This window comes from Spirilliplanes yamanashiensis (assembly GCF_016863475.1).
GTDB classification, from domain to species: domain Bacteria; phylum Actinomycetota; class Actinomycetes; order Mycobacteriales; family Micromonosporaceae; genus Spirilliplanes; species Spirilliplanes yamanashiensis.
Genome location: NZ_BOOY01000027.1, coordinates 110,109 through 134,382 on the forward strand (window position 1 = coordinate 110,109; position 24,274 = coordinate 134,382).

General features: G+C 75.9%; 20 protein-coding genes. 8 read left to right on the forward strand and 12 right to left on the reverse strand.

The genetic code is table 11. The annotated features are described in order from the left end of the window. Positions 1-15 precede the first annotated feature (15 nt). Positions 16-597 carry a hypothetical protein gene (locus tag Sya03_RS19045; RefSeq protein WP_203939680.1) on the forward strand — a complete coding sequence of 194 codons (582 nt, stop codon included), beginning with the start codon at positions 16-18 and terminating at the stop codon, positions 595-597. Here the strand turns inward: Sya03_RS19045 and Sya03_RS19050 are convergent. Beyond that, positions 567-3,908, reverse strand: a complete 3,342-nt coding sequence (locus Sya03_RS19050) for a macro domain-containing protein (RefSeq protein WP_203939681.1) — start codon at positions 3,906-3,908, stop codon at positions 567-569. The two genes, Sya03_RS19045 and Sya03_RS19050, sit on opposite strands and share 31 nt — an antisense overlap. A gap of 166 nt (positions 3,909-4,074) precedes the next feature. Between Sya03_RS19050 and Sya03_RS19055 the strand changes: the two genes are divergently transcribed. From Sya03_RS19055 to Sya03_RS19065, 3 genes are read left to right on the forward strand one after another with little or no spacing between them, the layout of a single operon-like run. After that, positions 4,075-4,893, forward strand: coding sequence for a polysaccharide deacetylase family protein (locus tag Sya03_RS19055; RefSeq protein WP_203939682.1), 819 nt, complete (start codon positions 4,075-4,077; stop codon positions 4,891-4,893). Next, the gene (locus Sya03_RS19060) at positions 4,890-5,930 is read left to right on the forward strand and encodes a glycoside hydrolase family 26 protein (RefSeq protein WP_203939683.1); all 1,041 of its coding nucleotides are present in this window, start codon (positions 4,890-4,892) and stop codon (positions 5,928-5,930) included. Before Sya03_RS19055 ends, Sya03_RS19060 begins: the two co-directional genes overlap by 4 nt. Further along, positions 5,927-7,141: a hypothetical protein gene (locus Sya03_RS19065; protein WP_203939684.1), complete on the forward strand. Its 1,215-nt coding sequence runs from the start codon at positions 5,927-5,929 to the stop codon at positions 7,139-7,141. The genes Sya03_RS19060 and Sya03_RS19065 overlap by 4 nt, the downstream gene beginning before the upstream one ends. 61 nt (positions 7,142-7,202) lie before the next feature. Here the strand turns inward: Sya03_RS19065 and Sya03_RS19070 are convergent, their stop codons facing one another. The 7 genes from Sya03_RS19070 to Sya03_RS19100 form a co-directional block, all read right to left on the reverse strand. Next, positions 7,203-8,033: a DUF8471 domain-containing protein gene (locus tag Sya03_RS19070; protein WP_203939685.1), complete on the reverse strand. Its 831-nt coding sequence runs from the start codon at positions 8,031-8,033 to the stop codon at positions 7,203-7,205. Then, on the reverse strand, positions 8,030-9,967 hold the full coding sequence (locus Sya03_RS19075; protein ID WP_203939686.1) for a glycosyltransferase family protein: 1,938 nt from the start codon (positions 9,965-9,967) through the stop codon (positions 8,030-8,032). The genes Sya03_RS19070 and Sya03_RS19075 overlap by 4 nt, the downstream gene beginning before the upstream one ends. Continuing rightward, positions 9,961-11,421 (reverse strand): lipopolysaccharide biosynthesis protein, encoded by a 1,461-nt coding sequence (locus Sya03_RS19080; protein WP_203939687.1) that lies wholly within the window; start codon positions 11,419-11,421, stop codon positions 9,961-9,963. The genes Sya03_RS19075 and Sya03_RS19080 overlap by 7 nt, the downstream gene beginning before the upstream one ends. Then, on the reverse strand, positions 11,418-12,710 hold the full coding sequence (locus Sya03_RS19085) for a glycosyltransferase family 2 protein (protein WP_239107677.1): 1,293 nt from the start codon (positions 12,708-12,710) through the stop codon (positions 11,418-11,420). The genes Sya03_RS19080 and Sya03_RS19085 overlap by 4 nt, the downstream gene beginning before the upstream one ends. Positions 12,711-12,772: 62 nt before the next feature. After that, positions 12,773-13,741, reverse strand: coding sequence for a glycosyltransferase family 2 protein (locus tag Sya03_RS19090; protein ID WP_203939688.1), 969 nt, complete (start codon positions 13,739-13,741; stop codon positions 12,773-12,775). Between the two features lie 5 nt (positions 13,742-13,746). Beyond that, a complete protein-coding gene (locus Sya03_RS31580; protein ID WP_275411458.1) occupies positions 13,747-14,769 on the reverse strand; it encodes a glycosyltransferase family 2 protein in 1,023 nt (340 codons plus the stop codon). A 666-nt stretch (positions 14,770-15,435) separates the two neighbouring features. Next, entirely contained in the window at positions 15,436-16,875 is a 1,440-nt protein-coding gene (locus tag Sya03_RS19100; protein ID WP_203939689.1) for a discoidin domain-containing protein, read from the reverse strand. A gap of 229 nt (positions 16,876-17,104) precedes the next feature. Here Sya03_RS19100 and Sya03_RS19105 point away from each other — a divergent pair, with 229 nt between their 5' ends. Both Sya03_RS19105 and Sya03_RS19110 read left to right on the forward strand, forming a co-directional pair. Next, on the forward strand, positions 17,105-18,040 hold the full coding sequence (locus Sya03_RS19105; protein ID WP_203939690.1) for a sulfotransferase domain-containing protein: 936 nt from the start codon (positions 17,105-17,107) through the stop codon (positions 18,038-18,040). 42 nt (positions 18,041-18,082) lie between these two features. Continuing rightward, positions 18,083-18,994 carry a glycoside hydrolase family 32 protein gene (locus Sya03_RS19110; RefSeq protein ID WP_203939691.1) on the forward strand — a complete coding sequence of 304 codons (912 nt, stop codon included), beginning with the start codon at positions 18,083-18,085 and terminating at the stop codon, positions 18,992-18,994. Here Sya03_RS19110 and Sya03_RS19115 read toward each other — a convergent pair. The 4 genes from Sya03_RS19115 to Sya03_RS19130 are packed head-to-tail and all read right to left on the reverse strand — an operon-like array spanning position 18,991 to position 22,245. Further along, the gene (locus Sya03_RS19115) at positions 18,991-19,776 is read right to left on the reverse strand and encodes a hypothetical protein (RefSeq protein WP_203939692.1); all 786 of its coding nucleotides are present in this window, start codon (positions 19,774-19,776) and stop codon (positions 18,991-18,993) included. The genes Sya03_RS19110 and Sya03_RS19115 overlap by 4 nt on opposite strands. Further along, a complete protein-coding gene (locus Sya03_RS19120; RefSeq protein WP_203939693.1) occupies positions 19,773-20,504 on the reverse strand; it encodes an ABC transporter ATP-binding protein in 732 nt (243 codons plus the stop codon). The genes Sya03_RS19115 and Sya03_RS19120 overlap by 4 nt, the downstream gene beginning before the upstream one ends. After that, positions 20,477-21,307: an ABC transporter permease gene (locus Sya03_RS19125; protein WP_239107678.1), complete on the reverse strand. Its 831-nt coding sequence runs from the start codon at positions 21,305-21,307 to the stop codon at positions 20,477-20,479. The genes Sya03_RS19120 and Sya03_RS19125 overlap by 28 nt, the downstream gene beginning before the upstream one ends. Then, positions 21,304-22,245, reverse strand: a complete 942-nt coding sequence (locus tag Sya03_RS19130; protein ID WP_203939694.1) for an aliphatic sulfonate ABC transporter substrate-binding protein — start codon at positions 22,243-22,245, stop codon at positions 21,304-21,306. The genes Sya03_RS19125 and Sya03_RS19130 overlap by 4 nt, the downstream gene beginning before the upstream one ends. 100 nt (positions 22,246-22,345) lie before the next feature. Here Sya03_RS19130 and Sya03_RS19135 point away from each other — a divergent pair, with 100 nt between their 5' ends. After that, positions 22,346-23,521: an LLM class flavin-dependent oxidoreductase gene (locus tag Sya03_RS19135; protein WP_203939695.1), complete on the forward strand. Its 1,176-nt coding sequence runs from the start codon at positions 22,346-22,348 to the stop codon at positions 23,519-23,521. Between the two features lie 72 nt (positions 23,522-23,593). Continuing rightward, positions 23,594-24,190, forward strand: coding sequence for a nitroreductase family protein (locus Sya03_RS19140; RefSeq protein WP_203939696.1), 597 nt, complete (start codon positions 23,594-23,596; stop codon positions 24,188-24,190). Positions 24,191-24,274 lie beyond the last annotated feature (84 nt).

The following is a 24,274-nucleotide window of genomic DNA, read 5'->3' on the forward strand; positions in this document are numbered from 1 at the left end:
ACAGGATTCGCATCGATGAACTGGAAGGCAGTTTCCTGGCACACCCCGACCCTGTCGTGGCCCCGCGCGACCCCCGCCCGCCGCCTGCTCATGGCGGCGCGGGGGCCGCGGCTGCCCGGGGAGGCCGCCGACGCCGAGCTGTGCCGCCTCGCGGCGGTGCACGCGGCGCGGCGCGCCGGCGGCAGGCTCGGTGACACCCTGGCGGTCGCGGAGAAGCTGCTCGCCGACCCGGCCGCCCACCCCGTCGTGCTGACGTTCCTGGAGAACCTGCAGCACCTCGTCTCGCACGACGACGCCGCATTCACCGGCGAGCGCGGCGTCGTGGCGGGCCTCGGGCAGCGCTCCGCGGCGGCGTGGTCGGCGCTGCACGCGTACTGGCGCGCGGTCGAGGTGTGGTGCCGGCGCACCGGCGTCCCGCTGGACTCGGCGGCCGACCTGCTCGCGGTCCGCAACGACCGCATGCGCACCCTGCTGTGGACGACGAATCGCACCCTGCCGGCGGGCCGGCGCATCGGCCACTCGCACGCGGTGCGCTACGAGCGGGCGGGCGGCCCGCCGCTGGCGGGTCAGCCGCGGGCGGCGGCCGCGGGCGGCTGACCGGCCGCCGGCCCGGCCCGCCGGCCGGGCGGCGGCGCGGCGGCGGGCAGCAGCGAGCCGGGCAGCGGGAACGGCAGCAGGTTCACCGCGGGCGACGAGCGCAGCTCGGTGAGCTGCCGCCAGGCCACGTACGGGTTGACGCCGAACGTCTGGCGGACCCGGGCGAGCTGGTCCAGGCACCCGCCGCCGGTGGCGCGCAGCGCGGCGCCCAGCCGGTCGGCGGCCGCGTCGGTGCCCACGTCGAACAGCTCCAGCAGCGTGCGGCAGTAGTAGAAGTAGCCGAGCAGCTCGACCGTGAGGCGGGACAGCTCCCGGCGCTGCGGCAGGTCCTGGGCGTCGGCGCCGAGCAGCGGGGGCAGCCGGTCGAACGGCTGCAGCCAGTGCGGGTCGCGGAAACAGGGGCCCGCCCCGCGCAGGCCGGCGCCGTCGCAGGTGTCCAGGTCGCGCAGGCAGCGCAGCACCTCGGACACGTCGGGCTCGACGACGATGGGCCGGATCGCCGAGCTGATCGCCGTGATCTTGCCGGCCAGGTCGCGGTGCACCACCTCCCGCGCGACGGCGGCCAGGTCGCGGGCGGCCCCGGCGCCCGCGGCCGGACCGGTCCCGCCGGCCGGGGCGAGCATCCGGTCGGCGGCGCGCAGCAGGTCGCGGGGCAGCCCGCCGGACTGGCAGTAGGCCAGGGACAGGAACGGCAGCGGCACGTCGATGACCCGCTTGTCCAGCATGGACAGCGCCTGGTGGTGGTCGAGCAGCGGGGCGCGCAGGATCTCGTCGAAGGCGCTGTCGAAGACGTCGCGGAACGGCAGCCCGCGCCGCTCGAAGCGGGCGATGGCGTCCTCCGACATCGACAGCAGGAAGCAGACGCCCCGGGCGTCGAGGATGCCCTTGATCTCGTTGAGGAACGCGCGCGCCTCCTCGGGAGACTCGATCTTGTCGAGTTCGTCGATCGTCACCAGGGCCGGGCCGCGCGCCGGGAGCAGGTGCTTGATGCCCTCGACGATGTCCGGCACGCCGAGCGGCAGCTCGGCCTCCGTGGTGCTGCCGGTCAGCGCCGCCTCCGCCGCCACCGGCAGCCACGGCCCGGCGGCGAGCTTGGCGGTGGTGGTCCAGCCGGACACCACCGACGTCTGGTAGCGCAGCCGGGCCAGGGCGCGGGCCGCCGTCCGGCTGTGCTCGTCCAGCGGCGGCGCGGCGGACGTGCGGGCCTCGGCGGCGACGAGCCGGTGCCAGCGCACCCCGGTGGCGGCCGCGGCGCTGCCCGCGGCCGCGAGCAGCCCGCCCGCCACCAGCGGGACGGTGAGCGCCGCCGCGCCCGGCACCAGCAGCAGCGCGGCCCCGCACAGCGCCGCGCCGAGCTGGGCGGTGGCCACGCCCGCGACGGTGCTGGCGTCCCGGCCGGCTGCGGCCAGCAGGGCGAGGCGGTCGGTGTCGGCGAGGCTCTCGTCGTCCTGCGGGGGCCGGCCCAGCAGCCACCGCCCGGCGCGCCGCGCGCTGTGCAGCAGCACGGACGTGCCGAGGGCGGCCACCAGCAGCGCCGTGCCGGCCGCCGCGGGCGCGGCGAGCACCCCGGCGCCGGCCAGCAGCGCCACCGCGCCGCACGCGGCGGCCGCCAGCAGCACCCGCACGGGGCCGGGCAGGCGCCAGCCCAGCCGCTTGCGGGCCAGCAGCAGGCCGTCCGCGCCGGCCGCGGCGGCGCGTTCGGCGTGCCGCTGCACCAGCAGCACGGCGAGCGCGGCCACCGCCCCGGCGAGCAGGACGGCCCCGGTGGTGCCCGGGCGGTGCGCGGCGGCGACGCCGGGCGCGGCCGTGGCGAGCACCACCACCCCGGTCACCAGCACCAGCAGCGGGGCCAGCACCATGCCGGCGAGCCCGGCGGCCCGCACGTGCGCGGCGCGCGGCGGCGGGGCGAGGGGTTCGGCGGGCGCCGACGGGTCGCGCCGGATGACGTCCTGGCACACCTTGCCGTACAGCCACAGCAGGAACTCGCGCGGCGCGTACCCGGTCGGCGCGGGCGCCTCGATGACCAGCCCGCCGCCGGTCCACTCGTGGGTGGCCATCGTCAGCAGGGTGCTCTTGCCGCAGCCGCGCGGACCGGCGACGCCGAGGCTGGCCCGGGTCTCCGCGGACGCCGCCGCCAGCACCGCGAGCAGGTCCCGGTGCGCGTCGGTGTGCACGATCTCGGTCAGCTCGGGCGGCCGGCGCAGGCCCCGGGTGTCGGCCGGCGGCAGCGGGCGGCGGTCGTGGGCGCGCAGCCCGTCGCGGCTGCGGTCGACGGCCTTGCGGGTCCGCCGGTTGATCTCGGCGCGCAGCAGCGGCAGCAGCGCGTTGCGCACCACAGCCTGGCGGGCCTGGTCCTCGGTCACCGCGCGGCGCACTTGCAGGTCGCGCCAGCGCGGGCTGGCGTCGAGGCGGGCGCCGATCTCGGTGCTCAGGTCCGCCAGCAGCCGCTGGTCGCGGCCCTTCGTGCCAGGCAGGCCCGGCGCGGCCGGCCCGGCGCCGGACTGCAGCGCGCTGCGGTCCAGCTCCAGCATCTGCACGAGCTGGGCGCGCAGTTCCTCGGCCTCGGCGTCGAGGGCGCGCAGCGGCGCGAGCTCGCTGCCGCACGAGCGCCACAGCTCGTCGTCGTCGACGTCGACCAGCCGCCGCCGCTCGGCCTCCGGCATCCCGATCCGGTCCGCCTGGGCGACGACCGCGTCGTCGCGCACGGCCTCGTCGCGGGCGGCGGAGAACAGCTCGTGGTACGACCAGGCGTGCTCGACGGCGCGGGCCGACACCTCGTCGCGCACGATGAAGACGAGCCACCGCGGCCCGGCGGGCAGGCGCCGCAGCGCGGTCAGCGCGGCCGGCAGCTCGGCCACCGCCACGTCCGCCGCCGCCAGCCCCACCACCCCCGCGCCGAGCAGCGGCAGGCCGAGCGCGTGCAGGTGGTGCCGCGCCGCGAGCCGCACGGCGGCCCCGGTCGAGCGGGCGACGGCGTCCAGGCTGGCCGTCGCGTCGCCCCGGGAGCCGCGGGCCGTGTCGTGCGGCGTCGCCACCAGCACGTGCCGCAGCGCCGGCCGGTCGGCGCCGCGGGCCGGCACGTCGAGGATCAGCGGGCGGTCGGGCGTCACCGACCGCAGGGCCGGCACCGCCATGCCCAGGTGGGCGAAGGCCGCCGTGCCCAGCAGGCCGAGCGTGGCGGCGCCGGTGGACACGACCAGGGCGTCGAGGTCCAGCTCCCACGGCGTGCTCGTGACGGCGATCTCGACGGCGGCGCCGTGCGCCGTGCCGAGCGTCCGGCGGCCGGTCGCGGGGGGTGCCGTGACGGTCATGTGCCCAGGATGCGGCGGGTGCGGGCCGGCGGCGGCGCTCGGTCGCGGACTCGACAGCGCGCGAGGGTACCGGCCGCCGCGGCGACGGCGGGAGGGAATCGGCGGAACGGCAAAGATCGCCCGGGCGGCCGCCGATGATGGCGGTATGTCCGCTGACGGGGGAAGGGTGCGCGGGACCGTGCCCGCCGGGGTGCAGCACGTCACGCCCGTGCTCATGTACCACTCGGTGTCGTCGGTGCCGCAGGGCCCGATGCGCCACCTCGCCGTGCCGCCGCGGCTGCTCGGCGAGCAGCTCCAGGCCCTCGCCGGCGCCGGGTACCGGCTGGTCGGGCTCACCGAGCTGCTCGACCTGCTCGCCGCCGGGGACACCCGGCCCACCGTCGGCGTCACCTTCGACGACGGCTACGCCGACTTCCTGACCGCCGGGGTGCCCGCCCTGGACGCCGCCGGCGCCCGCGCCACCCTGTACGCCTCCGTCGGCCACCTCGGCATGCCCGCCGAGTGGCTGGGCCGCTGGGCGCCCGACTTCGGCCGCCTGCTGACCTGGGACGAGCTGGCCGACGTGTCGGCCGCCGGGGTCGAGATCGGCAGCCACAGCACCTACCACCACCCGCTCGACGTGCTGCCGCCCGCGCAGCTGCGCGCGGAGATCCGCGACAGCCGCGACGAGCTGCAGCAGCGCCTCCAGCTGCCGGTGCCGTCGTTCGCCTACCCGCACGGCTACCACGGCCGCCGGGTGCGGGCCCTGGTCGCCGACGCCGGGCACGACAACGCCACCGAGGTCGGGCGGCGGCTCTACCGCAGCGGCGACGACGTGTACGCCATCCCGCGCCTGCAGCCCACCTGCGACCACTCCGGCGCCGACCTGCTCGCCCTGGTGCGCTCCGGCGAGGGCCGGCTGGTCCCGGCCGTCAAGCGGGTGCTCCAGCCGGGCTGGCGGCTCGCACGCAAGGCCGCCCGCGCGGCCGGACGGGACCTGACGTGAGCGAGCTGCGGATGCGCCGGCGGCAGCTGCTCGGCCTCGTCGCCGCCGGGCTGCTGCCCGCCGCCTGCGCGGGCAACGCCGGCAACGGCACGGACGGCCCGTCGCCGGTCGGGCTGAGCACCAGCGAGAGCCCCGCGCCGTCGCTGAGCGGGGCCGCGCCGCTGCCCGCGCAGTTCGCGTTCCCGTGGGCCGGCAAGGGCGTCGTGCCCGCCACGCCCGGCGAGACGATGCTGGGCTCGTACCTCGGGCTGTCGGGCCGCAGCCTGGCCGCGGCGCTGAAGCTGCGCAGGCAGCAGCTCGGCCGCGACCAGCGGATCCTGCACTCCTTCTACGCCTGGACCGACGACCTGCCGCGCTCGTTCCCGGAGCTGCCGGCCGGCGCGGTGCCGATGGTGTCGTGGCGCGGCACCGACTACCGCCACATCAACGACGGCTCCAGCGACTGGATCATCGAGCGGGCCGCGAAGGGCTTCAAGAAGTACGGCAAGCCGGTGCTGCTGCGCTGGGCGTGGGAGATGAACGGCGACTGGTACGCCTGGGGCGGGCCGAAGAACGGCAACGACCTGGACGGCTTCAAGTCCGCCTGGAAGCGGCTGTGGCGCATCTTCCGCGACACCGGCGCGGACAAGGTGGCGTTCGTGTGGGGCCCGAACTGGAACTCGCGCCCCGGCACCCCCGCCAACGACATGGTCAACTACTACCCGGGGGACCGTTACGTGGACTGGGTGGGCGTGTCCGGCTACCCGCTGAACAAGCAGAAGCCCGAGGAGCTGTACGGCGGCATCTACCGGCAGTTCTCGGCGCGCAAGCCGATCATGCTGGCGGAGACGGCCGGCATCGACCACGGCCCCGGCACCAAGGCCGCGTGGACGACCGCGCTGCAGGCCTGGGTCAAGGAGCACCCGGCGGTGTGCGCGCAGGTCTGGTTCGACACCGACACGCACCCGTTCTCGGAGGAGAACTTCCGCATCGACAGCAGCCCGGACGTGCTGACGGCCTACCGGGCCCTGGCCCGCGACCCGCGGTTCGCCGGATGAGCCGCCGGCTGAGCACCCGGGACGCGTCCTGGCTGGGCGTCGCGTCGGGCAAGGTCGTCGGGCCGCTGGCCGGCATCACGGTCGACGGGGTCCGGCGGGCGCTGATCGACCTGCACGCGCACCGGCCGGAGAGCCGGGTGGTGTGCCGCCTGGACGCCGCCGCGCGGCGCTGGCGGCCGATGTCGCGCCGGGAGTTCGCGGCCTGGGCGCACCGGCTGGTTTTGGACGTCGGCGTCGACGACGCGGACGCGGTCACCGCGCAGCTGCTGCGCGAGCCGCTGGGCGAGCGGCCGGTGCTGTTCGCCGCGGGCGGCCCGTACGCGGGGATCGCGATGAGCCACGCCACCGGCGACGCCCGCCTCGGCGACGCCCTGTTCGCCGAGATCCTCGCGGCCGCCACCGGCGGGCGCACCGCCTGGCACCCGTACCCGCGCCCCGCCCGGCTGCCGCTGGCCCGGGCGATCGGCCACCAGCTGGTCACCAAGCCCGGCCGGCTGCCGCGCGCCCTGCGGGTCGCCCGCGCGCCGCGCGCCACCGGCGGCGCCGGGGCCTGGACGCCCGCCGTCGCGCACCACGCCGCCCGGTCCGCGCCCGGCATGATCGCCGAGCTGCGGCGCTGGCGCGACGCGCACGCGCCCGGCATCTCCGTCGGCTCGGTGCTGTTCTCCGTCGTGCACGCCGCCGTCGAGCGGGTGCTCGGCCCGCCGGACCCGCCGGGCCTGGTGGTGCTGGTCGACGCCCGCCGCTACCTGCCGGCCGGCGCCGCCGTCGAGGGCAACTTCGCCTGGGGCGAGCACCTGCGCCCGCGCGACCCCAACGACCCGCGGGCGGTGCACGCCGAGATGCGCGACCTGCTGGGCTCGCGCCGCGCCCTGACGCTGCTGGCCCTGCACAACGCCCGGGCCGCGGTGCGCCGCGACGCCGCGGTCGAGCCGCAGGGCCGCGCCACCGACCCGCGCCCGCACCTGACCGTGACGTACCTGGGCCGGGCGGACGCGTACGCGCCGCTGGACTGGGCGGACCCGGAGAAGCGCCGGCTCGTCGACGTGGTGACGCCGGGCGGCCCGCAGGCCGTCACGGTGGCGCTGGAGGAGCTGGGCGGCGCCCTGCACGTGACGACGACGTACCACGCGAACGTGTTCGACCCGGCGGCCGTCGCCGCGGTCACCGAGGCCGTCGCGGGCGACCCCGTCGAGCTGCTGAGCATGTGACGAAGCGGGGTGCGCGGCCCCTCCTGCCGCGCACCCCGCCGTCGACCTGCCCGCCGGGTGGTCAGACCGCCCGGCGCAGCAGTGTCGTCCGGAACGGCGCCGCTTCGCCGGCCCGGTAGAGGTCGATCCTGATCCGGTCGTTCGCCGGCACCAGCAGGGTGCGGGTCCACGTGCCGGCGGTGACGTCGATGGTGCGGTCCTCGGCGACGACGCCGTCGGAGCCGGCGACGGTGAGCCGGTACGGGCCGGACGCCTCCACCAGCCCGGTCACGGTCACCGCCACGGGGCGCAGGTTGTTCACGCCGGCCCGGCCGGTCTCCTCGACGCTGAGCGCGGTCACCGGCGTCGCGGTGCTCTGCCGCACGCTGTCGAAGGACAGCCACGCCGCGCCGCCCAGCACCGCGGCGGCCAGCACCAGCGGCAGCGCCTTGAGCAGGAAGCGGCCGGGGCCGACGGTGGTCTCCGGGCCGCCCGTGGCGACGGCGACGCCGCCGCCGAGCGGGGTGTCCCCGGTGCCCGCCGCCGACTCCGCGACCACCTTCGCCTCGTCCGGCGAGAAGCGCTGCCGGAACGCGGCGCCGACGAGCGCCACCAGGGTCGTGCCGGCCAGCAGCCACGCCCACGAGGCGCGGGTGAGCCCGGCGCCGGTGGCGTGCAGGGCCAGGCCGCCGAGCACGACCAGGGCCAGGCTGAGCGCGGGGCCGAGCACCGCCCGCTCGACGCCCGTGACGGTGCGGCGGCGGACGATCAGGTCGGTCAGCGCCAGGCCGGGCAGCAGGAAGGCGAGCAGCAGGCCGCCGGCGACGACGAGCGGGCCGGGGCCGTAGAGCACCGCGGCGGCCGAGCCGAGCGCGAGCACGGCCAGGGCGAGGCGGGAGGCGAGGCGGTTCATCGGTTCCCCATCCGGTAGATGCGGACGTTGCCGTTGTCGTAGACCCGGTCGGCGGTCTCCACCCGGTCGAACTTCGCCAGGTCGGCGGCCGGGATCGGCGAGGTCCAGCGGCCGGCCTTCGGGTCGTTCTCGAAGTACGCGCCGGACGCCGGGACCTGGGTCGCCATCCGGCGGTCCACCCAGAGGTAGTCGATCGCCAGGTCGGCAGCGAGCTGCCGGTCCTGAGGCGTCCAGACCGGCCCCTCGTACAGCGGGGCGGCCTCGCGCACCGGGTCCTGCCGGCCGTAGGTGGAGCCGAGCGCCACGCCGGTGATGTCGCCGCCGAGCCGGTGGCCCGGGTCCGCGGCCAGCCACTGCGCCGCGGTGACGCTGGAGTCGTCGACCGAGCGCTCGAAGCCGGCGGCCAGGTACGGGCCGGGCAGCAGGCCGTAGACGGGCGGCCAGCCGCCGGCGCGGGCCCCGGCGAGCAGCAGCGTCGCGATCGCGGTGCCGGCCAGCATCCCGGCGACGAACCGGCGCCCGGCCGGCTCGGTGGCGGGCGTGCGCTCCCGGACGGTCCCGGCGACCCGGACCAGGGCCAGGGCCGCGACGATCGAGATCGGCACGTAGGTGAAGGTCGACAGGCGGCCCGCGATCTCCGGGCCGGAGGCGCCGAGGAACCGGACGCCGTTGCCGAGGAAGAACACGACCGAGCCGGCCAGCGCGGCCCACAGCCAGACGTCCTTCGGCTGCTTGCGGCCGGTCCAGGCGCTCTTCAGGATCACCAGGAACAGCAGGCCCAGGGCGAGCAGGCCGAGGCCCTGCACGGCCAGCTGCCACAGCTGCACCGACGCGACGGGGGCGGCGCCCGCGTCCTTGTCGGCCATCAGCAGGTGCACGGTCTCGGCGATCCGGTCGACCGGGGCGCTCAGGTAGCCGATGACGTCGCGGGCCACGAACCAGATCCAGGCGGCCACCACGGCGAACGCGGCGAGCGGGCCGAGCAGCGCCGACCAGCGCCGCGGCTTCGCGACGGCCAGCTCGGTGACGGCCAGCAGGGCCAGCGTGCCGATCAGCATGAACGCGGTGACGTGGTGCGCGACGGTGGTGACGGCGGTGGTGACGACGCCCAGCAGCGCGAAGCGCCAGCCGCCGCCGGTGCGCCAGCGCCGGTACGCCCACACGGTGAACATGAGGAACGGCAGCGCGGCGGTCTGGTACAGGTACATCGAGTTGAAGAACAGGTAGTGCAGCGCGGTGGCGTACACGACGCAGGTCAGGCCGGCCACGGCGGCGGTGGCGCCCGCCCGCTGGACGGTGACGAACAGCGCGCCGACGAAGACCAGGTGCGCGATGCCGGCGACGGTCAGGCCGGCGGCGGTGACGGACAGGCCGGTCAGCGACGACACCGCCGCGCCCATCTCGGCCAGGCCGGGGAAGTTCACGGCCGGCGGCAGCGCCGGGTTGGGCTCGAACAGCCGCCCGGTCTCCATGATCAGCGTGGTGCCGAGCCAGTGCTGCAGCTCGTCGGGGAACCGGAACTGGTCCGGGCTGTAGATCCACTTGGTGACGTACTGGGTGATCGCCAGGCCCATCACCAGCACGAACGCCTCGGCGGCGCCGGCCAGCCGGCGCGACAGCAGCCGCGCGGCGACCGGGCTGAACACCACGACCTGGCCGAGCCAGTAGATGACCATGGCGCTGCCGCGCTGGTCGCGGCCGGCGTCGTAGGCCAGGGCGACGAGCAGCGCGCCCACGGCGGACAGCGCCAGGACGGCCGGGGCCAGGCCGAGGTCGGGGCCCCGGAACATGCGGCGCAGCCGGTCGGCGCGGCTCTCGGGCTGCGGCGGGGTCGCCGGGCGCAGCGTGACGTGGGGCGCAGTCTTCTGCGCCGGCAGGGTGATGGTGTCCGAGCCGCCCGGTTGGGGGGAGGCTGGCCGGATGGCGATCACCATGTCGACCTCCGCGAACTCGTGAGGGCCTCGGCGCGGGGGGTGGCGGCCCGGGGGTGCGGGACGCCGATGCGGCGAGGGGGTTCGGTGGTGCTGTCGGCGGTGCTGTCGGCGGTGCCGGCGGTGGTGCTGTCGGCGGTGCCGGCGGGGCGGGGGACCGGCGCCGGTGCGGCCGGCGCCGGCGCGGCCACGGCGGCCCTGATGCGGGTGACCAGGCCGGGCAGCAGCGCGAGTCCCAGGCACGCCTGGGCGAGCAGGTGGGCGGCCGCGGGGGCGGCCAGGCCCTGGTGGGGCAGGTTGAACCAGGTGGCGCCGAGGAACGCGGCGGCGGCGGCCGACTGCAGCGCCACCATCCGCCACATCCGCTTCTCCATCGCGGCGAAGCCGGCGTACAGCACGATCACCCCGGTGAACGGCAGCGCCAGGCCGATCAGCCGCAGCGGCGTGGTGCCGGACGCGGCGTACTCGGCCCCGAGCACCCACAGCAGCGGCTCGGCCGCCGCGGCCAGGACGATCCCGCCGCCGCCGGCCACCACGGCGACCATGACGGCCGTGCGCCGCAGCTGGCCGGCGAGCCGGGTGCGGTCGCCGCGGGCCTCGGCCGTGCTGGCCTCCGCCACGAACGAGGTGACCGTCTGCCACAGCATCGTGGTCACCGACACCCCGATCACCCAGGGCAGGTAGAAGTACGCCCCGGTCACGGCGCCGGCCACGTGGGTGACCAGCAGCGGCGGCAGGAACGCCACCACGTTCGTGACGATCCCGTTGACGTACTCGGCCGACGCGAACCGCAGCACCTCGCGCAGCCGCAGCGGCCCCGCGCCCCGGCGGGCCCGGACGTGCGCCGGGACCAGCCGGATCATGATCCAGGCGTTCCAGAGCAGCATCACCGTGACCACCGGCAGCACCCACGCCAGCAGCAGGCCGTCCCCGGCGACCGCCTCCGCGGTCCCGACGGCCAGCGCCGGCAGCAGGGCCAGCTTCCCGGCCGCCGACACCACGTTCTTGACCGGCACGGCCGCCGCGCGCCCCAGGGCGGTGAGCACGCCGTCCTGGATGAGGAAGATCGCGGTGGCGACCACCCCGACGCCGAATAGCCAGCGCGACCGCGTGTCGGTGCCGAGCATCAGGCTGCCGTCCAGGCCGAGGGCCAGGTAGCCCGCGGTCAGGCCGGCGGCCGTCAGCGCCGAGGCGGCGTAGCCGCCGAGCACCAGCCGGGCCGACCGGGCGCCGGCGCCGGGCAGGAACCGGCCGTACATGCTGTGCAGGTTGAGCTGGGCGACCGCCGCGAGCAGGGTGATCGACGCGACCCCCGCGGAGATCCGGCCCACCGCCGCCGGCTCGAAGAACCGGGCGGCGGCGATCCAGAACCCGAACGTCAGCACCGCGCTGAGCACGGTCGACGTCATGAGCGACAGGGCCGTGCCGACCACGCTGCCGCGGCGGTGCCGGCTCACCGGGCGGGCTTCGCCCGCGCGGCCGCCTTCGCGGCCCGGCGGCCCCGCAGGTAGGCGCGCGGTCCGCGGAGCATGCCGCGGCGGTTCGCGCCGAGCAGCTCGCGGGGGAAGTCGGCCTGCAGCGTGCTGACCCGCAGGCTGTCGCTGCCGGTCAGGTCCCGCAGGGCCGTCGGGGCGAGCGCCAGCAGCTTGAAGATCAGGCTGGGCTTCTTCAGCAGCAGGCTGGTGTACGCGGCGGTGAGCCCGCAGCCGTACCCGACCATCTGCTTGTGCAGGCCGGCCATGTCGCGGCGGTGGTAGTGCCAGGTCACCGCGGTGGGCTGGTAGACGATCGTCCCGCCGCCGAGCAGCACCTGGGTGAACGCCAGGGTGTCCTCGGAGCCCATCGCCGGGGTGCCCGCGCCGAGCGCGACGTCCCAGCCGCCGATCTTCTCGATGACGCCGGGGCGGAACGTCATGTTCGCGCCGGTGCCGAACGGCGGCAGCGGGTACAGCGGGCTCTGGATGTGCGCGGTGGCCGGGCTGAAGGTGTCCGGGCGGAACCCGCGTCCCTTGCTGTGGCCGCCGAACTGCTCGAACCAGACCTGCGCCCGGGTCTCCAGCTCGGCCGGCACGATGACGCCGGAGACGACGTCGGCCTCGGGGTGGTCGGCCAGCGCCCGGGCGACCTCGGCGAGCCAGTGCGGGTCGGCGACCTCGTCGTCGTCGATCCAGGCGAGGATCTCGCCGGGCGCGGCGGCGACGGCCGCGTTGCGGGCGAACGACAGGCCCGGCTGCGGCTCGCGCAGGTAGCGCACGGGGCCGCGGCGGGCCGCGGCGTGCACGACCTCGCTGGTGGCCTCGGTGGTCGGCGCGTTGTCGACCACGAGCACGGAGAACCGCGGGTACTCCTGGCGCAGCAGGCTGTCCAGGCAGCGGGCGAGGTCGCCGGGCCGCTCCCGGGTGCAGATCACCACGGTGATCGGCGGGGCGTCGGCCAGGACCTCGCGCCGGCGGGCGAGGAAGGCGCTCTCGGTGGCGGGCGTCTGGGCCTCGGTGGTGACCCTGTCCAGGCCGGCCGCGGCGAGCCGCTCGGCCAGGGCGTCGCCGACCTCGGCCTCGGCGGCCGCGATCAGGTCGGCACCGGTGAGGCCGGTGGCGGGCACGTCCAGCAGGGTGGCCCCGAGGGGCTCGCTGAACCAGCGGAACAGGATCCAGGCCTGCTCGACCCGGCGGCCGTCGCCGGCCACGGCCGGGATCGACGGGACAGCACCGGTGAGCTCGATGTCTCGGACTACGGCGGGCAGCACCTCAAGAGACATTACCGGCTCAGTCGGGGTGAAAGCGGTGATTCGGGCATCCCCAGTCATCGTCATCGGGCCACCCCCGGCGTGAGCGCCCGGCGCTGCGGGCGGGCCGACGCGGCGACCTGGACGGCCGCGCCGAAGCCGGCCGCCGCGACGCCGACCAGCACGGCGCCGGCGCGCAGCGCGTGCCGGACGCCCCGGCCCCGGCCGGCGTCGGCCAGCTCGCGCACGACCGCCCTCGGCAGGGTCCTGCGCAGGTAGTCGCGCTCCGAGCCCAGGTCGTCGGCGTCGGCGTTGAGCGCCTGCATCTGCACCTTGCCGCGCCCCTCGGCGTAGCAGCGCCGCAGGAAGAAGCGCATGTTGTCCCGGCCCGCCGGCACCGCGTGGGCGATGACGGCGTCCGGCACGAACATCCAGTGGCCGCCGTCGCGGGCCATGCGGATGCACAGCTCGGTGTCCTCGGGGCGGTTGCGGTTGCCGTCCTTGCCGAAGCCGGTCAGGAAGCCGCCCACCGCCAGGAACCGCGAGCGGCGCACCACCATGCTGGCGGACCACACGTTGCGGATCCGGGCGGTCTCGGTGGGCATGCCGGTGTACGTGCCGCCGACGGCCCACAGGAACTCGTCCGGCCACCAGGCCGGCCGCGCCCGCAGCCAGTTGGGGTTGATGCCGCCGCCGGTGCCGACCACGTTCTCGTCGGCGAACGGCGCGACCAGGCGGCTGAGCCACTCCGGGTCGGCGATCGCGTCGTCGTCCAGGAAGGCGATGATCTCGGTGGTGGTGTGGAAGGCGCCCGTGTTGCGGTTGCCCGACACGCCCTTGGTGTAGCGGTTCTCCAGCACGGTGATCCCGCTGATCTCCCGCCGGATCCGCGAGTACAGCTTCGGGTTGTGGTCGACGACCACGACGATCTCGGCCGGCTGCAGCGTCTGCGCCCGGGCCGAGGCGATCGCGGCCACCAGCAGGCTCCAGCGCTCGTCGGAGTGGCAGGGGATCACCACGGACACGGCGGGGGTCTGGGGGGTCTGCGGCATGAGGGTCAGCGCTCCTCGGCGGTCACGGGGGCGAGCTCGGTGGCGCGCTCCGCGGGGGCGGGGGTCCGCACGGCGCGGTTGAGGTGCGCGGGCCGCGGGTCGACCTGGTGGTCGGCGGCCAGCCGCGGCGCGGGGGCCGGCACGATCGCGGCGACGGCGGCGGCCGCGGCGGCGGAGGTGGCGGCGGAGGTGGCGGTGGAGGCGGCGTGCTCGACGGCGGCCGGGCGGGTCTGGACGCCGCCGCGGCGGGCCCGGCGCCGGGCCCGGCGGGCCAGGAACCACTCGCTCATGATCGTGCGGAGCACCCGGGTGCCGTCCCGGAAGGTGTTGAGGTTGCTCTCGCCGAAGATCCGCTCGTGCTCGATGCTCGGGACCTCGGCGACCTTGAGGCCCTGCGCCGCGGCGCGGATGTTGATCATCGTCTCGATCTCGAAGCCGTCGCCCCAGAGCTTGGAGCCGTCGGCCGGCTGCGGCAGCGACGTCGCCGGCAGCTGCAGGCTCGGCACCACGCGGGCCCAGAAGGCGTTGTAGCCGTAGCAGAGGTCGGTGAAGCGGGTCCCGAACAGGACGTTGACCGTCAGGTTCAGCCCGTCGTTGCCCAGCTTGCGCAGCGGGGTGATGTCGTGGCTGTGGCCGCCCTCGCCGAAGCGCGAGCCCTTGACGAAGTCGGCGCCGGCCAGCAGGGCGGCGATGAACTGGGGAATCTCGGCCGGGTCGGTCGAGCCGTCGGCGTCGATCATCACGATGATGTCGCCGGTGCACGCGGCGAATCCGCAGGCCAGCGCGTTGCCCTTCCCCTTACGGGTCTGCTGCACGATCTTGACGTCCGGCCGCAGCTCCCGCGCCACCTCGACGGTGCGGTCGACGGAGCCGCCGTCGACCACGATCACCTCGGTGATGTCGGCGGGCAGCTTGGCGAAGACGTGCGGCAGGTTGCGTTCCTCGTTGAGGGCCGGGATGACAACACTTACGGTGGGTGACGGACGGCCGTTACCCGGCGTGTTGGTCTCGGACGAGAAAGCCTGCATGTCGTTCCCTTCTTCATGCTGCGGATGCGACCTAATCGGCGTATTCCGGGGAGAGAAGCGCATCTCGCTCGCTCTGCATCTAAAGCTAGGGACGCCGCTACACAGGGTCAACTGACCGAAAGTGCTGCCCGGTTCGACGCCGGCGGACCACTGATGCGCGGCCGTTTGAGCAGCGGAAACTCTCCTGAGTCACATTGGTCCCACGAGAGGTAATTAACACGCTGCGTTACATCGGGAAGTACGACGGCACCGGCGAAAGGGCTCGCGGGCGGCGGTGGCGGGCAAAGCACGCAGAGTGCGTGTGATTGGCTGCAATTCCGGATCGATCGGGCTGGCCTGTGGCTCACATCACAGAGCGTGGTTATACGCTGCGTAATGTTCACCATCCGGTTGAGTCAGCCCGGAGCGGCGATCGGCAAATGCGTCGGCGGCCCGATACGTTGAGGGCCCGGCAATTCCCGCCGCCATTTCGCCGGCGGTGGCAGGACGAACACGGTGGGTGATCGCTGATGGCGAAGGATGCGCTGTGTGTCTGCGGGCACCCGCGCGGGGCTCACGAGCACTGGCGCCGCGGCACCGACTGCGCGCTCTGCGGGCCCCAGGTCTGCCACCGCTACCGCCGGCGCACCTGGTGGCGCCGCGGACCGTCCACCGCCCGCTGACGGGTCAGTAGGTCAGGGCCGGGAAATCCCGGCGGGCCCGCTCGAACTGCGCCCGGTCGAAGCCCGTGCCGAAGGCGGCCGCCGCCCGCCCGCTCAGGTCCTGGCCGGCGGCGGCGCTGGTGAAGTGCACGTACTCGCCCGCGGTCATCCGGCGGGTGTAGGCGGCGTACGCGCCGCCGCCGTACTCGCGCCGCGGGAAGTGCTCGGCGGTCAGCTCGAAGAAGCGGCGCATGACGTCCGGGCGGCCGCCGCCGTCGCGCCACAGCGGCAGGAACCAGTCGCGGAACCAGGCGGACGGGCCGGCGCCGGGGGGCAGCGCGTCGCGGCCGGCGCCGAAGTCGGCCCGCACCCGCTCGGCGTCGGCCTGCCGGCCGGTGTTGACGTAGAAGTCGTACACGCAGAACTCGGCCCACTTGCTGTCGCCCCACACGGTGAACGCGGGGCTGTCGAGCACGCCCTGGCCGTCGAACTCGGCGTGGTGGCAGGCCTCGTGGGTGATGACGTCGCGCAGCATCGCGCTGTCGGCCCACGAGCCGGCGGCCACGTCGATGGTGGCCCGGTTGCCGGTGGCCGCGTCGAACCGGTAGCGGATGGTGCCGCCCGCGCCCGCCCCGGCCGTCCGGTGGAAGAGGGCCAGCAGCGGGCGGGGCTCGCCGAACCGCTCGCACGCCGGCCGCGGCACGGCGCACGAGCCGTACGCGTCCTTCATGTAGCGCCACACGTCCGTGGTGAACGCGGTCGCCCACGCGGTCTGGCCCGCGGGGACGGCGGCCAGCGCGGCGTCGTGGTAGACGGCGACGTCGGCGTTGCAGGCGGCCCGGGTCAGCGGGTGGCCGTGGCCCTGGAGGAAGTCGGTCAGCAGGGGCGGGGCGTCGCCGTGGCAGGGCGCGGCGGAGACGGGCGGGACGATCGACGGGGTGGGGGCGGCGGCCGGGTACACCTCCAACTCGGCGATCCGCGCCGCGCGGTCGCCGGTCCCGGTCGGGCGGGTCACGTCGAGGCGCACGTACCGGGCGCGCACCGGCGTCACGGTGTGTGCCGTCGTGGCGGCGGTGCTGCCCGTGACCGCGGCGACGGCGGTGAAGGCCGCTCCGTCCGCGCTGACCGAGAGCGTGAAGTCGCGGGTGTTCCAGGCCGCCGGCTCCCCGCCCGCCTGCGCGTGCTGCACGACGATGCGCCCGACCAGCGCCGGCGCCCCCAGGTCCACCTGCAGGAAGGGCCGCTCGGCGGCCGAGCAGAACTTGTCGCGCACGGACGCGGTCACGGCCGTCCGCGGCGTCTCGGCGGCGGTGCACGGCGCGGAGCCGGTGGCAGCGCGGCCGGCGGCGAGGTTGCCCTCGGCGCCCCACGCCGTGTTCAGCCCGCCCGCCAGCAGGCCGGCGGCGACGACCGCGACGAGGACGGACGCCCAGCGGCGCCGGTGCTCCTGGCGGTGCGCTGGCATGGCGGTGCCTCTCGGGGGCGGGGGATCCGGGCACCGAGAACGCTAGGAGGCCCGGCGGGGTGACCGTTAATGAAGATTCCTTTAATCGCCGCCAATTCGGCCTTAAGCGCTCACCCGCGGGCGACGCGCCGCGCACGCTGAGTGGTGTGGCCTCGTCGCCGGCCCATCCCTACCAAGTCTGTAGGATCACTGAGACTTGGGGAGGGCACCGCACACCGAGGAGGCTCCGATGGGCTTACCCGACTTCCTGATCGCCGGCGTACCCAAGGCCGGCACCACCGCGCTGCACGCGGCGCTCGTCCGCCATCCCGACCTGTTCCTGCCGTCGGTCAAGGAACCGAAGTTCTTCCTGACCGACGGGCGGCCGCCCCGGCACGGCGGCCCCGGCGACGTGCAGACCTACCAGGAACACGTCTGGCGGCGCCGGGACTACGAGGCGCTGTTCGACCCGGCGCCGGCCGGCGCGCTGACCGGCGAGGCGACCCCGTTCTACCTGTACGACCCGGCCACCCACCTGCGCATCCGCAAGCTGGTGCCGGACGTGAAGCTGATCGTGCTGCTGCGCGACCCGGTCGACCGCGCGCACTCCAACTGGACCCACCTGTGGGTGGCCGGGCTGGAGCCCGAGCCCGACTTCCTCACCGCCTGCTGGGCCGAGCACCGGCGCCGGGCCGCCGGCTGGGCCGACTTCTGGCACTACGTCGCGCTCGGCCGCTACGGCGAGCAGGTGCGCCACCTCTACGAGGTGTTCGACCGCGAGCAGGTGCTCCTGCTGCGCTACCGCGAGCTCAAGGACGACCCGGCCGCCACGCTGGACCGGGTCTGCGCCTTCCTCGGCGTGCGCACCGGGCTGCTGACGGACATCCCGAAGGAGAACGTCAACCGGCACGTCGTCGAGGACAACCAGCTCAACCGGGTGCTGCGCGGGCTGCTGCGCGCCGGGGGCGGCTTCGGCCACCGGTTCCCCGTACCGTTGCGGCTGGCCGCGCGCGGGCCGCTGCTCACCCTCCTGCACCGGCGGCAGGGGCGCCGTCCGGTCACCACGCCGGCCGAGCGGGCCGCGCTGCTGCCCCTGTTCGCGGACGACATCGCGCTGCTGCAGGACGTCACCGGACAGTCGTACGCCGATTGGCTGTCCGTCGACCGGCACGTCACCGCCCCGTGAGCCGTTAACCCACCGACCATTCGCAGCAAGAACGGAGACACCGTGTCGATCGGAACGCAGACGCTGCCCCTGCCGCGCTGGGACGACGCCGTCGTGGTGGTGGAGCCCCCGGGCACCGAGCCGGGGGCCTGGGCCGGCGCGCCGTCGGCGTTCGTGGCCGACGACGGGATCTACCTCGCGTACCGGCTGCGGCGGCCGATCGGCGCGGGCCGCGGGTTCTCCAACGTCGTCGCGCACTCCACCGACGGCGTGACGTTCACGGTCGTCGCCGAGATCACCAAGGACCGGTTCGGCGCCGAGTCGCTCGAACGCCCCGCGATCACCCGCACCCCGGACGGGCGGTGGCGGCTCTACGTCAGCGCCGCCACGCCCGGCACCAAGCACTGGCGCGTCGACGTGCTGGAGGCGGCCACCGTCGCCGGGCTGGCCGACGCGGCGCCGCGCACCGTGCTCGCCGGCGACGACACCGTCGGCGTGAAGGACCCGGTCGTGCTGCACGACGACGCCGGCTGGCACCTGTGGGCGTCGGTGCACCCCCTGGAGAGCTGGGACGACGCGGACCGCATGACCACCTGGTACGCGACCAGCCCCGACGGTCTCGGGTGGACGTGGCGCGGCACCGTGCTGGCCGGCCGCCCCGGCGAGTGGGACGCCCGCGGCGTGCGCGTGTCGTCGGTGCTGCCCGTCGGCGACGAGATCCTGGTCGGCTACGACGGCCGCGCGTCGGCCGCCGAGAACTGGGAGGAGCGCACCGGCCAGGCCCGCGGCGCGAAGCTGCCCGACGGCAGCTACGGCGAGCTGACCGCGGACGGCGGCGCGCCGCTCGGCTCGCCGCACCCGCCGTACGGCCTGCGCTACCTCAGCGTGGTCGAGGCCGGCGACGGCCGCCACCGCGTGTACTACGAGGCCACCCGCGCCGACGGGGCGCACGACCTGCGCACCGAACTGCTCTAGGCCGGCCCCCGCGCCGCAGGCAGCGCGACCCGGGCCGCCACCGCGTCCCGGGTCGCGCGGTCCACGCCCTGCCGGGCGAGCGCCGCGTACGCCGCGAACAGGCAGGCCCGCCCCGCGGCGGCCAGGCCGGCGTCCGCGCGGCCGTGCCGGGCCGCCCGCACCCACGCGTCGCGGCCCAGGTGCGCCGTGGCGTCCAGCGCCTCGGCGGCCGCCCGCGCGTCGTGCAGCAGCGCGGTCGTCACCGCGAGGGGGACCAGCCAGTCCGGCCCGTCGGCCAGGTCCAGCTCCAGGAAGCCGCGCGCCGTGACCGGCGCCCACGTCGCGCCCGAGCGGCGGTGCGCCGCCCACGCCGCCCGGGGCTCGCCGCCGCCCGGCACCGCGCCCGGCGCCGCCAGCCGCGGGCCGAGCCGGGCGCTCGCCCACCCGCCGCCCGGGGTGTTCGCGAACGCCGCGACCAGGGCGGGGCCGATGGCGTGCGCCACCGCCCAGCGCCGCCGGTAGCCGCCGGGGCCCGGCCCCTCGTGGCCCGCGTCGAGGCACACCCGCACCCCGTGCGCGCCGGCCGGGCCCGGCGCCAGGGCGCGGGCCGCGGCCAGGTCCTCGGCGGCGCGCGCGGCGCAGACGTCCAGGCCGGGCGACGGCGGGACGCTGACGGTCGCCCGGCCGCCCGCCACGGTGAGGTGGCCGTGCCGCAGCCGGTGCCGCCCGGCCGGCAGGACGGTGGGCCCGAGGCCCACCCGCAGCCCGACGAATCCGGCGGGACCGGTCGCGAAGGCGGTCATGCCCGCCGCGCCAGGGGCACCCCGAGCCGGTCGAGCAGCTGCCGGCGCAGCGGCGCGAAGCCCGGATCGTCGGGGGCGCGCGGCCGGTCGAGGCGCACGTCCAGCTCCTGGGCGATCCGGCCGCCGTCGAGCACCAGCACCCGGTCGGCGAGCAGCAGCGCCTCGTCGACGTCGTGGGTGACCAGCAGCGCGGCGAAGCGGTGCCGCTCGTGCAGCCGCCCGAACAGCTCCTGCATCTTCAGCCGGGTCAGCGCGTCGAGCGCGCCGAACGGCTCGTCGAGCAGCAGCAGCTCCGGCTCGCGCACCAGCGCCCGGGCGAACGCCACCCGCTGCGACTGCCCGCCGGACAGCTCGGCCGGCCACGCCCGGCCCCGGTCGCCGAGCCCGACCTCGGTCAGCGCCGCGGCGACGCGCTCGCGCACGCCCGGCCCGGACAGGCCCAGCGCCACGTTGCCGTCGACCCGCTTCCACGGCAGCAGCCGGTGCTCCTGGAACACCACCGCCTGGCTGCGGGTCACCCGGATGTCGCCGCCGGCCTCGGCGTCGAGCCCGGCCAGCGCCCGCAGCAGGGTGCTCTTGCCGGAGCCGCTGCCGCCGAGCAGGGCCACCACCTCGCCCGGGGCGATGTGCAGGTCGGCGCCGTCGAGCACCACCGCCGGCCCGAACGCCCGGCGCACGCCGGTCGCCCGGACGGGGGTGGTCAGGCCGCCTTCAGTCCGCGACGCCATGTCAGGGTCCTCCGCTCCACGATCCGCAGCAGCACGTCGGAGAGGAGCCCGAGCAGCGCGTAGACGAACAGGCCGAGGACGACCACGTCGGTCTGGCTGAACTCGCGCGCCTCCATCATCAGGAAGCCGATGCCGCGATCGGCGTTGACCTGCTCGCCGACCACGAGGCTGAGCCACGCGGCGCCGATGGCCAGCCGCAGGCCGAGGAACAGCGCGGGCAGCGCGCCGGGCAGCACGACGTGCCGCAGGCGCTGCCACGGGTTGAGCCCGCAGGTGCGGGCGGCCTCGACGAGGCGCTCGTCGATGTCGCGGATGCCCGCGTACACGTTGAAGTAGAGCGGGAAGAACACGCCCAGGGCGACCAGGGTGATCTTCAATTCCTCGCCGATGCCGACCCAGATGATGAGCAGCGGCAGCAGCGCCAGGTGCGGCAGCATCCGGGCCATCTGCACGGGCGGGTCGACCAGGTCGTCGCCCAGGCGCAGCAGGCCGGCCACGGCGCCCAGGGCCAGCGCGAGCACCCCGCCGATCAGCAGCCCGATGCCGGCCCGGGTCAGCGAGTCGGCGAGGTGCTCGCCGAGCGTGCCGTCGCCGGCCAGCCGCCACCCCGTCTGCAGCACGAGGCTGGGCGCGGGCAGTTTCTCCTCGGGGATGACACCGGCGCGGGCGCCCGCCTCCCACAGCGCGAGCAGCGCGACCGGGCTGACCGCCCGCTGCCACCGCCGCCGGGTGCGGGCCCGGGCGGCCGGGGCGGCGGCGGCCGCCTCCGGCGCCTCGACGGGCTTCTCGGCCAGCGTCGTCACGACAGGGCCTCGGTGAACTGCCCGTCGATGCGGGCCTTCATGTCGACGGTGCCGGGGATGAGCTCCAGCTCGGTGAAGCCGTCCGCGATGGCCTGCAGCTCGGCGCCGATCTCGGGGGTGAGCGGGGCGAGCGGCTTGGCGCTGCGCTCCAGGGCGCGCCGCGCCACCGCCTCGTCGATCTTCAGCTCGGGGGCGAGCACCCTGGCGCGCTCGTCGGCGTTGGCGATGCCCCACTCGGTGGTCTTCTGGTACTGGTCGAGGAAGGCGCGGATCTTCCCGGGCTTGTTCTTCACCGCGTCGGGCGAGACCAGGATGTACTCGCGGTTGTTGGCCAGGCCGGTGGCGTCGGCGAGCACCTGCACGCCCGGCTGCTCGGCGAGCGCGAAGTACGGGTCCCAGATGATCCACGCGTCGACCTGGTCGTTGTCGAACGCGGGCCGCCCCTCGGCGGGCTTGAGGTACTTGACGTTGATGTCGGCGAGGGTCATCTTGTTGGCCTCCAGCAGCTTGACGAGCAGCCAGTGCACGTTGGAGCCCTTGTTCAGGGCGACCGTCCTGCCCTTCAGGTCGGCGAAGGTCTTGAAGCCGCGCGCGGCCTTCACCAGCACGGCCTCGCCCTGCGGCACGGGCTCGCTGGTGCCGACGACGACGAAGGGGATCCTGCCGGCGGCCGCGAAGATCGGCGGCGCCTCGCCGGTCTGTCCGATGTCGATGGCGCCGGCCTTCAGCGCCTCGGTGAGCGCCGGGCCGCTTTCGAACAGCGACCACGACACGGTGGGCGCGTCGCCGCGCGCCTTGACGAGGCTGAGCCCGCCGAAGCGCTGATAGCCGACGCGCAGCTCGCCGGCGTCCTGGGCGGTGGCCTCGTCGTTGCCGCACCCGGACAGTGCCCCGGCGGCCAGGGTCAGGGTGGCGAAAAGGGCGATGGCGCGACGCATGGTGTCTCCTCGGTCGGGGGTGCTGAGGCGCACTCTATCTAGTCGATAGGATTTATGGATAGGGTGGGTTCGTCGGCGTCCCACCCCTCAGGAGCGACCCATGCCGCAGCTCGATTTCCACTGGTTCCTGCCCACCAACGGCGACAGCCGCGACATCGTCGGCGGCGGCCATGGCGTGCCCGTCGGCGCGGCCGGCGGCGTCCGGCCCCTCACCGTCGGTTACCTCGGCCAGATCGCCCGCAGCGCCGAGCAGCTCGGCTTCGTCGGCGCGCTGACGCCCACCGGGGCGTGGTGCGAGGACGCCTGGCTCGCCACCGCGATGCTCGCCGAGGTCACCGAGCGGCTGAAGTTCCTGGTCGCGTTCCGGCCCGGGCTGATCTCGCCGACGCTCGCCGCCCAGATGGCCTCGACGTTCCAGCGGCTGTCCGGCGACCGGCTGCTGCTCAACGTCGTCACCGGCGGCGAGGCGCACGAGCAGCGCGCCTACGGCGACTTCCTCGACAAGGACGCCCGCTACGCCCGCGCCGACGAGTTCCTGCACATCGTGCGGGCGCTGTGGCGCGGCGAGACGGTCACCCACGACGGCGAGCACCTGCGCGTGGCGGAGGCGGCGCTGTCCCGGGTGCCGGACCCGGCCCCGGCGATCTACTTCGGCGGCTCGTCGGCCGCCGCGCTGCCGGTGGCGGCCCGGCACAGCGACGTCTACCTGACCTGGGGCGAGCCGCCGGCGCAGGTCGCCGAGAAGCTGGCCCGGGTGCGCGCCGCGGCCGCCCGCGAGGGCCGCGAGCTGCGCTTCGGCATCCGGCTGCACGTGATCAGCCGCGACACCGCCGAGGCGGCGTGGGCCGAGGCCGACCGGCTGCTGGCCGGCATCAGCGAGGCCGACATCGCCGCCGTGCAGGCGGGCCTGAGGCGCAGCGAGTCCGAGGGCCAGCGGCGGATGCTCGACCTGCACGGCGGCTCGCGCGACGGCCTCGTCGTCGCGCCGAACCTGTGGGCGGGCGTCGGCCTGGTGCGCGGCGGCGCCGGCACGGCGCTGGTGGGCAGCCACACCGAGGTCGCCGACCGGATCGCCGAGTACGCGGCGCTGGGCATCACCGAGTTCGTGCTGTCGGGCTACCCGCACCTGGAGGAGGCGTACTGGTTCGGCGAGGGCGTGCTGCCGGTGCTGCGCTCGCGCGGGCTGTGGCGGCACCCGGCGGGGGAGCGGGGCGTGGCGAACGCGGCGGTCCCGTTCGCGGGGGTGTCCCCGGTCACGGTGGGCGCCCGGGAATAGTTGCCTGGGCAACGGCCTTCGGTAGGGTGGCAAAAGTTGACACCGCAACGAAACGTTCGCGGAGGGAGCCCGATGGACAAGACCGCCACCACCCGCGTGCCCGTGCACCCGCTCATCGCGGGGCGCTGGAGCCCGCGCGCGTTCGACGCCGCGCACACCCTCGCGCCGGCCGAGATCGCCGCGATGCTCGAGGCCGCCCGGTGGGCGCCGTCGGCCAACAACACCCAGCCCTGGCGGTTCCTCGTCGCCCGCCGCGGCGACGCGTCGTTCGGCACCCTGTTCGACCTGCTGGCCCCCGGCAACCGGCAGTGGGCCGGCGACGCCAGCGCGCTGGTACTCGTCGCCGCCCGCACCACCGGCGACGACGGCGCCCCGCTGCCCTACGCGCACTACGACACCGGCCAGGCCGTCGCCCACCTCGTCGCCCAGGCCCAGCACGACGGCCTGGCCACCCACCAGATGGGCGGTTTCGACAGGGCCGGCGCCGCGGCCGCGTTCGGTCTCGGCGCCGACCTGCAGCCCGTGGTCGTCGTCGCGGTCGGCCGCCGCGACCCGGCCAAGGAGTTGCCGGAGCCGTTCGCCAGCCGCGAGCGCGCGCCGCGGCACCGCCGCGAGATCGGCGAGCTGATGCTCGACGCCACCTGCGAACGGGCGCTCCAGCTCGCCTGAGCCGCCCCTGAGAACCCGGCCCGGCGCGCGCGCCCACGATCTGCGGCGTCCGCGCGCCGGTCCGCCCGAACGGCGGGGTCCGTC